Source organism: Bradyrhizobium sp. WSM1417, from assembly GCF_000515415.1.
Taxonomy (GTDB): Bacteria; Pseudomonadota; Alphaproteobacteria; order Rhizobiales; family Xanthobacteraceae; genus Bradyrhizobium.
Genome location: NZ_KI911783.1, coordinates 7,400,857 through 7,412,943, shown reverse-complemented (window position 1 = coordinate 7,412,943; position 12,087 = coordinate 7,400,857). Strand labels below are relative to the sequence as shown.

General features: G+C 65.2%; 10 protein-coding genes. 6 read left to right on the top strand and 4 right to left on the bottom strand.

Features of this window, described 5'->3' with window-relative positions; genetic code table 11:
- Positions 1–86 precede the first annotated feature (86 nt).
- From pal to ftsH, 4 genes are all read left to right on the top strand, one after another.
- On the top strand, positions 87–575 hold the full coding sequence (gene pal, locus BRA1417_RS0136265) for a peptidoglycan-associated lipoprotein Pal (protein WP_027520009.1): 489 nt from the start codon (positions 87–89) through the stop codon (positions 573–575).
- A 187-nt stretch (positions 576–762) separates the two neighbouring features.
- Complete coding sequence (gene ybgF, locus BRA1417_RS0136260; RefSeq protein WP_027520008.1) at positions 763–1,683, top strand: tol-pal system protein YbgF; 921 nt, start codon at positions 763–765, stop codon at positions 1,681–1,683.
- A 76-nt stretch (positions 1,684–1,759) separates the two neighbouring features.
- A complete protein-coding gene (tilS, locus tag BRA1417_RS0136255) occupies positions 1,760–2,875 on the top strand; it encodes a tRNA lysidine(34) synthetase TilS (protein ID WP_027520007.1) in 1,116 nt (371 codons plus the stop codon).
- 214 nt (positions 2,876–3,089) lie between these two features.
- A complete protein-coding gene (gene ftsH, locus BRA1417_RS0136250; RefSeq protein ID WP_007596301.1) occupies positions 3,090–5,012 on the top strand; it encodes an ATP-dependent zinc metalloprotease FtsH in 1,923 nt (640 codons plus the stop codon).
- A gap of 172 nt (positions 5,013–5,184) precedes the next feature.
- Here ftsH and BRA1417_RS0136245 read toward each other — a convergent pair whose 3' ends face one another.
- Positions 5,185–6,678, bottom strand: a complete 1,494-nt coding sequence (locus tag BRA1417_RS0136245; RefSeq protein WP_027520006.1) for a hypothetical protein — start codon at positions 6,676–6,678, stop codon at positions 5,185–5,187.
- 298 nt (positions 6,679–6,976) lie between these two features.
- Here BRA1417_RS0136245 and BRA1417_RS0136240 point away from each other — a divergent pair, with 298 nt between their 5' ends.
- Positions 6,977–7,141 carry a Flp family type IVb pilin gene (locus BRA1417_RS0136240; protein WP_027520005.1) on the top strand — a complete coding sequence of 55 codons (165 nt, stop codon included), beginning with the start codon at positions 6,977–6,979 and terminating at the stop codon, positions 7,139–7,141.
- Between the two features lie 205 nt (positions 7,142–7,346).
- Here BRA1417_RS0136240 and BRA1417_RS0136235 read toward each other — a convergent pair whose 3' ends face one another.
- Positions 7,347–8,837, bottom strand: a complete 1,491-nt coding sequence (locus tag BRA1417_RS0136235; RefSeq protein ID WP_027520004.1) for a hypothetical protein — start codon at positions 8,835–8,837, stop codon at positions 7,347–7,349.
- Between the two features lie 295 nt (positions 8,838–9,132).
- On the opposite strand from BRA1417_RS0136235, the gene BRA1417_RS0136230 reads away from it, so the two are divergent.
- On the top strand, positions 9,133–9,813 hold the full coding sequence (locus tag BRA1417_RS0136230) for a TetR/AcrR family transcriptional regulator (protein ID WP_027520003.1): 681 nt from the start codon (positions 9,133–9,135) through the stop codon (positions 9,811–9,813).
- A 151-nt stretch (positions 9,814–9,964) separates the two neighbouring features.
- On the opposite strand, the gene pyk is transcribed toward BRA1417_RS0136230, so the two are convergent.
- The gene (gene pyk, locus BRA1417_RS0136225) at positions 9,965–11,401 is read right to left on the bottom strand and encodes a pyruvate kinase (protein WP_027520002.1); all 1,437 of its coding nucleotides are present in this window, start codon (positions 11,399–11,401) and stop codon (positions 9,965–9,967) included.
- On the bottom strand, positions 11,398–11,991 hold the full coding sequence (locus BRA1417_RS0136220; RefSeq protein ID WP_027520001.1) for a DUF1036 domain-containing protein: 594 nt from the start codon (positions 11,989–11,991) through the stop codon (positions 11,398–11,400). The genes pyk and BRA1417_RS0136220 overlap by 4 nt, the downstream gene beginning before the upstream one ends.
- Positions 11,992–12,087 lie beyond the last annotated feature (96 nt).

Genomic DNA, 12,087 nt, shown 5'->3' with positions numbered 1-12,087 from the left:
TCCATCAAGGTTGACGGAACGTTCGCTTAACCAACCCCCTGTAGACCGGACAGCAGTGGACGAAACGTGAGCGTGGAGGCTCCGGAATGAAACATCCTATGCGCATCCTCCAGGGATTGAAGCTGGCCGCGGTGCTTGCCGTCGCGTTGTCGATGGGTGCCTGCGCCAACAAGAATGCTGACACGGATGCGATGGCCAACGCGGCGACGCCGGGCAGCCAGCAAGACTTCGTGGTCAATGTCGGCGACCGCGTGTTCTTCGAAAGCGACCAGACCGATCTGACCCCGCAGGCGATCGTGACCCTGGAGAAGCAGGCGCAGTGGCTCCAGAGCTATCCGCGCTACAGCTTCACCGTCGAAGGTCATGCCGACGAACGCGGCACCCGCGAATACAATATCGCGCTCGGCGCCCGCCGCGCCCAGTCGGTGCGTTCGTTCCTCGCCTCGCGCGGCATCGATCCGAACCGCATGCGCACGATTTCCTACGGCAAGGAGCGGCCGGTGGCCGTTTGCAACGACATCTCCTGCTGGTCGCAGAACCGCCGCGCCGTCACCGTGCTGAACGCGAGCTCCTGACCATTGGTCAGGCGCCGTTCATCTTCAGAAACCGATTATGCCGGCGCCCTCTCGGGCGCCGGTTTCGTTTCAGCGATCTGTGACGGAAACCCCTTTGTTTCAGTCACAGTTTTGGCGTACTCCGCTTCAATGTGTGGCGCGTCGAATGTTCGGTCGCAGGCCATTTCGCTTTCGTCGTCAGGGCAAGATGTCATCCAGATTTAAGGTCTTCACCGGCACCGTGGCGATCGCCGCGCTGCTCTCCTTGTGCTCGCCCGCCCTCGCACAGTCGGACGATGCAGATCCCGAGATGCGGATCGAGCGGCTGGAGAACCAGCTGCGCCAGCTCACCGGCCAGAACGAAGAGCTGCAATATCGCAACCGCCAACTCGAAGAGCGGCTGCGAGCGATCGAGGGCGGCGCGCAAGCTGCGCCCGGCCAGACGCCGGTCCAGCCCAATGTCGCGGCCATGCCGCCCGCGCAAGCCGCGCCAGCCTATCGCCAGCCGCCGCACCAGCAAGCGGCCCAGCCGAATTACGAGCAGCCGCAGATCGCCTCTCCGGCGCCGATCGTTCAGGAGCAGCCTGCGCCCGGCGCGCCGGGCATGCGCCGCCGCGGCGATGCGTTCGACCCGAACCAGAGCCCGAATGCGCCGGGTGCGCCACGCGCGCTCGGCGGCGGGCAGCAACCGATGCCTGCAGGTGCCCCGAGCGGCGCCCCGGCGCTGACGACGCTGCCGCCCTCGGCCACGCCGCGCGACGAATTCGACCTCGGCATCGGCTACATGCAGCGCAAGGACTATGCGCTGGCCGAACAGACAATGAAGAACTTCTCGCAGAAATATCCGAGCGATCCGCTGCTCGGCGACGCGCAATACTGGCTCGGCGAGAGCTATTTCCAGCGCCAGCAATATCGCGACTCCGCGGAAGCCTTTCTCGCCGTCACCACCAAATACGACAAATCCGCCAAGGCGCCGGATGCCCTGCTGCGGCTCGGCCAGTCGCTGGCCGCGCTGAAGGAAAAGGAGGCCGCGTGCGCCGCCTTCGGCGAAGTCGGCCGCAAATATCCGCGCGCTTCCGCCGGCGTCAAAGCCGCGGTCGATCGCGAGCAGAAGCGGGTGAAGTGCTGAGGCGCGGCGATTGATCCTGACAAGATTGATGGCGCTGCGCTAAACAGTCGGTCCATCCGCGGACGATTGCAGCGTCATGTCAGAGGACAATTCACCGATCTCGGCGCGTGAGGCCAGGCGCCTCTTCGCCGGCCTGAAAGGCGCGCAGGGACTGTTGCTCGCTGTCTCCGGCGGGCCCGACTCGGTCGCGCTGATGTGGCTTGCGGCGCGCTGGCACCGCAGCCTCGCGCGCGGCCCGCGTCTCACCGTCGTCACCATCGACCACGGCTTGCGGCCGGAGGCGGCGCGCGAGGCGCGCGAGGTCAAGCGTCTGGCGACCGGGCTTGGCTTGCCGCACCGGACCCTGCGCTGGCGCGGGGCAAAGCCGAAAACGGGACTGCCGGCCGCCGCGCGCGAAGCCCGCTACCGCCTGCTCGTGCAGGCCGCACGCAAAGCTGGTGCGAGCCACGTGCTGACCGCCCACACCCGCGACGACCAGGCCGAGACCTTGTTGATGCGTCTTGTCCGCGGCAGCGGATTGGCCGGGCTGTCGGCGATGGCCCGTCTCACCGAGCGCGACGGCGTCGTTCTTGCGCGTCCACTGCTCGATGTTCCGAAGTCGCAGCTGATCGCGACCTTGAAGCGGGCGAAGATCGGCTTTGCCGACGATCCCACCAACCACGACGCTGCCTTTACCCGGCCGCGGCTGCGTGCGCTGCTGCCGCAGCTCGCGGCGGAGGGCGGTGATGCCCGCAGCCTGGCTCGCCTCGCGGCAAGGTTGGCGCGCGCCAATGCGGCCGTCGAGGTGCTGACCGATGGAGCCGAGCGCTTCCTCCGTTTGCGGGATCGCGGCGATGCGCCGCAGGCCGGCGTTCGAAGCTTCGAGGCCCCCGTGTTTGCCGCCCTGCCGGATGAGGTCCGGCTGCGGATCCTGCTGCGGGCCATCAACGCCTTCGGGCATGAGGGACCGGCGGAACTCGGCAAGGTCGAATCCCTCCTGGCCATGCTCGATCAGGCCATTGCCGCAAGCTCCCGCGCACCCGCAAATGGCCGGCCGGCCCTGAAGCAGACGCTTGCGGGAGCCTTGATCAGCCTTGCCGGGGGACGTATCCGCATCGCGCCGGCGCCGGCCCGGCGCAAGGGTGGATCAAGGGTGGATAGGGGCGGATCATGGCACCGGCCGTTTCGAGACCGCGCCGTGAGGACACCTTAACCAGGCAGGAAAAAGCGGGATCCGGGCGCCATTATTTCAGCGGGAATCGGACTAAGATGGGCTAAATAGTCCCATCTCGTTCCCTTGGCAGCGACCGGAGCGACACCTAGATTGTATCCGTCTAACCGAGAGGATTCCTTGGGGATTTCCTCGCGCTGCCCAAATAACTGCCCAAGGCTCAGGCCGCGATCCGCGCGACCACGAAGGAAGATCGATGAACGCCAATCTGCGCAATTTCGCCCTCTGGGTCATCATTGTCCTGCTGCTGTTGGCGTTGTTCACGCTCTTCCAGAATCCGGGTCAGCGCGCCTCCTCGCAGGACATCGCCTTCTCCCAGCTCTTGAGCGAGGTTGACCGCGGCAATGTGCGCGACGTCGTGATCCAGGGGCCGGACATTCACGGCACCTTCACCAACGGCTCGAGCTTCCAGACCTATGCGCCGAGCGATCCGACGCTCGTGAAGCGCCTCTATGACAGCAAGGTGCAGATCACCGCGAAGCCGCCCGGCGACAACGTGCCGTGGTTCGTCTCGCTCTTGGTCTCCTGGCTGCCGTTCATCGCGCTGATCGGCGTGTGGATCTTCCTGTCGCGGCAGATGCAGGGCGGCGCCGGCAAGGCGATGGGCTTCGGCAAGTCGCGCGCAAAAATGCTGACTGAAGCGCATGGCCGCGTCACCTTCGAGGACGTTGCGGGCGTCGACGAGGCCAAGCAGGACCTGCAGGAGATCGTCGAATTCCTGCGCGACCCCGGCAAATTCCAGCGCCTCGGCGGCCGCATTCCGCGCGGCGTGCTGCTGGTCGGACCTCCCGGCACCGGCAAGACCCTGATCGCGCGTGCGGTCGCGGGCGAAGCCAACGTGCCGTTCTTCACCATTTCGGGTTCTGACTTCGTCGAGATGTTCGTCGGCGTCGGCGCCAGCCGCGTCCGCGACATGTTCGAGCAGGCCAAGAAGAACGCGCCCTGCATCATCTTCATCGACGAAATCGACGCCGTCGGTCGTCACCGTGGCGCCGGCCTCGGCGGCGGCAATGACGAGCGCGAACAGACGCTGAATCAGTTGCTGGTCGAGATGGACGGCTTCGAGGCCAATGAGGGCGTGATCCTGATCGCCGCGACCAACCGTCCCGACGTGCTCGATCCCGCGCTGCTGCGTCCCGGCCGCTTCGACCGTCAGGTCGTGGTGCCCAACCCGGACGTCGTCGGCCGCGAGCAGATCCTCAAGGTCCACGTCCGCAAGGTGCCGCTGGCGCCGGATATCAACCTCAAGACCATCGCGCGCGGCACTCCGGGTTTCTCCGGCGCCGACCTGATGAACCTCGTCAACGAAGCAGCGCTCACCGCCGCCCGCCGCAACAAGCGGATGGTGACCCAGGCCGAGTTCGAGGAAGCCAAGGACAAGGTGATGATGGGCGCCGAGCGCAAGTCGCTCGTCATGACCGAGGAAGAGAAGCTGCTGACGGCCTATCACGAGGGCGGCCACGCCATCGTCGGCCTCAACGTTGTCGCGACCGACCCGATCCACAAGGCGACCATCATTCCGCGCGGCCGTGCTCTGGGCATGGTCATGCAGCTGCCCGAGCGTGACAAGCTGTCGATGTCGCTGGAGCAGATGACCTCGCGCCTTGCCATCATGATGGGTGGCCGCGTCGCCGAAGAGCTGATCTTCGGCCGCGAGAAGGTGACTTCGGGTGCGTCGTCGGACATCGAGCAGGCGACGCGTCTGGCGCGCATGATGGTGACGCGCTGGGGCCTGTCCGAGGCGCTCGGCACCGTGTCCTATGGCGAGAACCAGGACGAGGTTTTCCTGGGCATGTCGGTGTCGCGCACCCAGAACGCATCGGAAGCGACGGTTCAGAAGATCGACACCGAGATCCGGCGTTTCGTCGAAGAAGGCTACAACGAAGCGACGCGTATTCTTACCGAGAAGCGCGCCGATCTCGAAGCCCTCGCCAAGGGCCTGCTCGAATTCGAGACGCTCTCCGGCGACGAGATCATCGACCTGCTCAAGGGCAAGAAGCCGAACCGCGAATCCGTGCTCGAGCCGACGACGCCGCGTGCCTCCGCCGTGCCGCCGGCCGGCAAGTCGCGCCCGCGGCCCGATCCGGATCCCGGCCTGGAGCCGCAGCCGCAGGCGTAATCCCGAGCGGCAGATTGAATTGAAAAACGCGGCGGAAACGCCGCGTTTTTTGTTGGGTGGTGGTGCGTCGGCGAATGACTCGTCGTTGCGAGGAGCTCTTGCGAGGAAGCTTCGCTACGCTCGCAGTGACGACGTTGACGCAGGGCAGGGTTGCCTCGCAATCACCTAGGCGCTAGGGCTTCGCGCTCGTCGCCGACCCACCTACCGTGTTGTCCCGCACGTGGATCACTGCGATGTCGTCCGTATAGATCCGCTTCCAGCCCTTCAGCATGTCCAGGATCTGCGGTCCGGGCGCGTCGGCGGCCAATAGCGTCGCGTCGATCTTGGACTCGTCGAGCAGGCGCGGCAGCAACTCGGGCTTCCTCCCCTCTGTGGCCTTGAAGAAATCCATGACGAATTTCTCGCCATAGAGCTCGGCGCGGCCGTCGACATAGACAGGGATGTCGCGCGAGATCAGATAGCCGCCGAACTGATAGGCGTTGAAGACGCGCTGGACCTTGCGTTGTTCGAGCAAGTCGACTGCCGCGACCGGCGTCTGCGTCATGGTGAAGCTGAAGCTGTGGTGGCCCATATAGAGCGAGGTCGAGGCCCAGCTCGCGGCGACGATCATCAGCGCGCCAAGCGCGGTGACATAGCGGGCCGGCCAGCGGTCGGCACCGGGTGCGTCCGGCTGCGGGCGCGAGGCCAGCTGGCCGAGCGGCTTCGCCAGCACCAGCGGCACCAGGAACGCGAAAGCCTCGATGCTCCTGACGTGGGTCAGCGCGCTCCAGGTCAGGAACAGGATCAGGAAGATCCTGGGCGCGGAGAGCACGATGCCGCGATAATAGCCGAATGCGATCAGGCCGAGCAGGGCGCCTTCGAACGAGGAGAAGGTGGCAAAGTTCGCCGGCATCCATTCGAAGATCAGCGAGAGCAACTCGCCCAGGCTCAAGATGTTGGTGGCGCCCAGCAGCGTTCCCCAGCCGTACGGCGTACAGCAGCTCGCGACCAGTGCGCCGATGCCGAAAAGCACCCAGCGCAGGAACAGCTGAAGCCGCCGCCCCTTCTCGGCGTGCTCGACGGCCTCGAGCGAGATCGGACCGATCAGCGCCAGACCGAGCACGAAGCCGCCATGCAAGTTCGCCCACAGCGCCATCAGCGGGAGCCAGTACCAGGACGGCGCGCTCCTGCGGTCGGCAGCCGCCATCAACAGGCCGACCCACGCCACCATGACAGGCAGCGCCAGGACGTGCGGGCGCGCCAGAACGTGATGCAGCGACAGCAGCAGGGCCAGCATCGCAAGCAGCACTGCGCGCGGTGCCTCGATCTGCACGTCGAGCAGATAGACGAAGATCGCGGCCGTGAGCGCGACTCCCATCGCGGTGAGGATGACGGGACCTGCCCATCCCAATTGCGCATAGGAGAGAGCGTACAGTACCTGCGACAGCCACGACGTCGAAATCCACGGCGCGCCCGTCCGCGTGAAGGAGTAGAGGTCCGTGTGCGGCATAGCGCCGTGATCGAGAATCCATTGTCCGATCTTGATCTGCCAAAGCGAGTCGGAGTCCTGAAGCAGCGTGTCGCCGACATACATGAAGAAGAGATAGGCGCCCGCACCGACGCACAGCGGCACCAGGGCTCGCGCACGCCCCTGCACCGTGATGCTGTTGGCAAAGGAAAGGGACATGCCGCCTCGTCGTCCTGTTGTTTTGTCGGGGTGCAGAGCGATCGACATTGAACCATGGCGGTCATAATTCCGGGTAAACCGGCGATGCCGGGCCGGCTCGATGTCTCGACAATTTAACGGATCGTTTTAGATTTCGGTTTACCATCGGAGAATACACGCAAACCGCTCTGTGTTTCCGCAGTCGAATTAACTGCGGCGCAATTCTTTGCCACTACGTTCGGTTCCATGGTCGAGCGGCGCTGGGAAGCCAAAAAGACCAGATCAGTTGTAAGCCTCGTGTACTCATTTGGAGCTCTTTATGAAGAACCTCGTTGCGAATTTCGCGAAAGATGAATCCGGCGCCACCGCCATTGAATACGGTCTGATCGCCGCCGGTATCGCGCTGGCGATCATCACTGTCGTCAATAACCTGGGCGGCACGCTGAACGCCAAGTTCACCTCGATCTCGTCCAGCCTCAAGTAAGACTGAACGGACCAAGAGTAGAAAGAGCCTTGTCCCGGACAAGGCTCTTTTCTTTTGTGCCAAGCCTTTTGAGCCAAGCCTTTCGTGCCAAGTCTTGTTCCGGCCAAGTGTTGTTCTAGCGAAGTCTCGTTATAGAGAGGTCTTTTCTTCGCCGAAGCCGTCGCGTCCATGCGAGTCCGCGACGGTTAAACGCCCGATCCGCGGCTCACGGTGCTGAGGGTAGCTTCGCCGGTGCGTCGTCGCGGACGTGGATGACGGCAAGGTCATCCGAGTAGAGCCGCTTCCAGCCCGGCACATGATCCATGATCCTTGCGGCGGGAGTCGTTCCGTTCAGCAGTGTGGCGTCGATCTGATAGGTATCGAGCAGACGCAGCAGGGTCTCGGCGTTCTTGCCTTCGATGGCGTCGAAATAGTCGAGCACGAACTGCTCTCCATACAGCTCGGCGCGGCCATCGATGAAGGTCTTGAGGTTGCGGGAGATCAGATAGCTCCCGATCGGCGCGGTGCTGAAGATGCGCTGCGCGTGCCGCTGCTCGAGCAGGTCGACTGCGGCCCGAGGGGTCGGATTGCCAATAAAGGCATACCGCGTCGGCGTGGCGTAGGACCGCGTGATACTCCAGCTGGTCGCAACGATCGCGAGCGCCGCGATCGCGGTCACTGCAAAGGAGGACCGTGCTTCAGCTCGTGCGAGCGCGACCGCTCTGGCCGCGCCGAATTGTTCGGCCAACGGTTTCGCCAGCACGAGCGGTGTCAACAACGCAAAGACTTCGATGTTTCTGACGTGGTTGAGTGCCGCCCAGACCAGGCCGAGCAGCAGAAGAATGCGGGTCCACGGCAGCACCAATCCTTTGTAGTAGCCGAGGGCGATCAATCCGAGCAGGCTGGCACCAAACAAGTCGAACGAGCTGAAATCGGCGGGCATCCACTCCGAGATTTGCGAGAGCAACTTGCCGAGGCTGAGGATTTTCGCCGATGCGAGCGGCGTATTCCAGCCATAGGGCGTGCAGCAGCTTGCGGCAAGCGCAGCAAGCCCGAACAAGGTCCAGCGCGAGGCCAGTGCAAAGCGGTCCTTGCGATCGGTGGACGCGATCGCATCGAGGCCGATGGGCCCAATCAGCGCCAGCCCCATGACGAAGCCGCCGTGAAGATTGGCCCATAGCGCCATCAAGGGCAGCAATAGCCACGACGGCGCGGTGCGCCGATCGGCGGCCGCCAGCAGCCCGCCGACAAAGGCCAGCATGACAGGCAGTGCCAGCATGTGCGGGCGGGCGAGAAAGTGGCCCATCGACATGAAGAGGAGCGGGGTGACGAGCAGAAAGGCGCGCGCAGGCTCCAGATAGGGCTCAAGCAGGTAGACGAAAATCGCTGCGGTCGCTCCGATCGCGAGCGACGTCAGGATAACTGCCCCCGACCAGTTCGACGGTTCGTAAGCCAGCGCGAACAGGACTTGCGACAGCCAGGAGCTCGAGATCCAGGGCTCGCCCGCTCGCGTGAAGGAATAGATGTCGGTATAGGGCAGGGCGCGGTGTTCGAGAATCCACTGCCCGATCTTGATCTGCCACAGCGTATCGGTATCCCGCAGCATGATGTCGCCGATGCCCAGGAAGAACAGGTAGACGCCGGCGGCAATGCAGAACGGCAAAAGCCAGCGCGCAACACCGCGGACGGGCACGCTGCTTGTCATGGACATCGACATCGGACTCTCGGGGCTGAAACGACAGCACGCAGCAGCGCGCAGGCATCGGCAACCTGAGCATGATCGCTTTTAAGTTGAGGTAAACCGGATCGTCTTACCGCGGCCGCGCCAAGCAAGAATGCGTTTACCTGCCCTCCTCGCGCTGAAGTTTGCGTCGCGCACATATGCTCATTTGCGTCTTGTCATCCGCCCTGAATAGTTGTTCAGTTCTTGAGGGCGATTTGGGCGAAGATTAGCGAATAAGCATGCGGTCGGGCTTTGCGCCGGACCGGATGCTGGGGACAGGAAGCGCGCCATGGTTTATCGGCGGACGCATCAAGTGGTGAAGCGCCTTGCGGCCCGGCGCAGTGCGATACTGGCGGCGGCGCGGGAGGCGGCGGCGGAAGGCGGGATGGCGGCGGTGCAGATTGCGCCGGTCGCGCTTCGCGCCAGCGTCGCTGCGGGTACGGTCTACCGCTACTTCCCATCCAAGGCCGATTTGATCTCCGAATTGATCGCCGAAGTCTCCCGCGACGAGCTTACTGCGATCCGGCGAGCCGCCGATGCCGCGCCGGGGCCGTCCTCGGCTCTGGCGGCGGCGGTGACCACCGTGGCGGTGCATACCCTGTCACAGCGCAGGCTCGCTTGGGGTATCCTGGCCGAGCCGGTCGATGTCGATGTCAGTGCTTCACGCCTCGCCAGCCGGCGCGAGATCGCGGGCGAGATGGCTTCGCGAATCGACGCCGCCGTGCGCGCCGGCCACCTGCCGGCACAGGACACCGCACTCGCCGCCACCGCGCTGCTCGGCGCCCTGCACGAGGCCCTGGTCGGGCCGCTCGCGCCGGACAATCTCGACGATCCCGCCAGGATGCGCGATGCCGTGCAGACCGTGACGCTGCTGGCGCTCCGCGCGGTCGGCGTCATGGACGCCCGCGCCAGGGGTCTCGTCGTGCAGCAGACGCTGCTGCCGGCGGCGAAAGCGCTGGTTGGGGCCTAAAACGTCAGTCTGATCGACCGGCGGACCTGATCGCGCCCAGGCCATTGCCAGAGTTCGCCTTTGCGAAAAACCTCAGCACATGCGCCGGTCCCGCCGGCTACTGTGCATGGGGTTGTTTTCGACATTTTTTGTTTGCCGCGTGCTGGCGGACCTAAATATTCGCTTCGCCCTCGGGGCCGACCGAGGCGATGCGCACCATGTTGGTGGTGCCGGGGATGCCGAGCGGCACGCCGGCGACGATGATCACGCGCTGGCCGGCCCGGACGAAGCCGTCGCGGAACGCGATCTGGCCGGCGCGGCTCACCATGTCGTCCTGGTCGCGCGCATCTTCCGCCACCACGCAATGTATGCCCCAGACGACCGACAGCCGGCGTCCCGCCGCGACGTTCGGCGTGATCGCCACGATCGGCGGCTTCGGCCGCTCGCGCGCCACGCGCACGGCGGTCGATCCCGAGCTGGTCCAGCAGATCAGGGCCGGCAGGTCGAGCGTCTCGGCGATCTGCCGCGCAGCGTCCGCGATGGCATCGCCGGCGGTGGCTTCCGGGGCGGGGCGCTGTGCGGTGATGACGGAGCGATAGATCGGGTCGCGCTCGACCTCCTCGCCGATGCGATTCATGGTCGAGACGGCCTCGACCGGGAATTTGCCGGCCGCCGATTCGGCCGACAGCATGATGGCGTCGGCGCCTTCGTAGACGGCGGTGGCGACGTCGGAAACCTCGGCGCGGGTCGGCACCGGCGACTGGATCATCGATTCCAGCATCTGGGTCGCGATCACCACCGGCTTGCCGGCGCGCCGCGCCATGCGCGTCATCTGCTTCTGCAGGCTCGGCACGCGTTCCAGCGGCAGCTCGACGCCGAGGTCGCCGCGCGCCACCATCAGGGCGTCAGAGGCGTCGATGATGTCGGCGAGGCGATCGATCGCCTGCGGCTTCTCGATCTTGGCCATCACCGCCGCACGGCCGCGGATCATCTTCTTGGCCTCGAGCACGTCGTCTGCCCGCTGCACGAAGGACAGCGCGATCCAGTCGACTCCGGTGACCAGCGCCGCCTCGAGATCGGCGCGGTCCTTCGGCGTCATCGCCGAGACCGGCAAGTCGGTGTCGGGCAGGCTGACGCCTTTGCGGTCGGACATCCGGCCGCCGACCACGACGCGCGTCACCGCGTGCTCCTTCGAGGTCTCCTCGGCGATCAGCCTCACCTTGCCGTCGTCGAGCAGCAGCGAATGGCCCGGCCGCAGCGCGGCCAGGATCTCCGGATGCGGAAGCTGGACGCGGGTGGAGTCGCCCGGCGTCTTGTCGGAATCCAATGTGAAGGTCTGGCCGTTCTGGAGCTGGACCGCGCCTTCGGCGAAGGCGCCGAGCCGGAGCTTTGGGCCCTGGAGATCGACCAGAATGCCGATCGGCCTGCCATAGCTGCTCTCGACGTTGCGGATCGTCGCCACCAGCTCGCGCATCTTGTCATGCGGGGTGTGGCTCATGTTGATGCGGAACAGGTCGGCGCCGGCCTCGAACAGGCGGCGGATCATCGCGAGGTCCGAAGAGGCGGGTCCGAGGGTCGCGAGAATCTTGATACGGCGAAGACGCCTCATGGCTTATTTCCAGACGGGGGCGAGGGAGCTGGCGCGAGGCCAGGCGCGGCGGGGGGCGTACCACCGGGCGGGCCATTGGGCAAACCCGGAACCCCCGGGCCAACAGGACCGGGCAGACCAGGCACGCGCTGCTGTTTTGACGGCTGCTCGTTGGCATCGGTGAGCTGCACCGTCCAGGCCCGCTGCTCGCCGGTATCGACTTCGAAATAGCCGGTCCGGTCATAGCCGCGCGCGAGGCAATCCTCGGTGCCGCGGATGGTGAACTCCTTGTCGCGCGAGCACATGAAGGCCTGGCCCGACCATTCGCCGCCGCGGTCATAGTCGATGGCGTAGATGTAATAGAAGCGGGCCACCAGCGTTCCCCGCAGCAGGGTCTCGCAGGAACGGGAGGAGATGTTCCACCAGCCCTCGGTGGTCCAGCCCTCGGCATCCTTATAGCCGAGCGCGATGCCGACCCGGCTCGATGTGTTGTTGCAAAGCCGGAAATCGGCCGAGGCCGGGCTGGTCCAGAAGCATAGCAAGCCAACCACCAGCACCGGGACCAACCGGGCGAGCAGGCGAAGGGGGGAGCGGGGAGATTCGGCGATCATTGTCGCGGAAGCTATATCAGATCATTGACGATTTGGCGTAGGGCCCGGGAACTGCCCGAGCCGGCTTCGCGCCCGTTTGCGCCGCGATATGGCAAA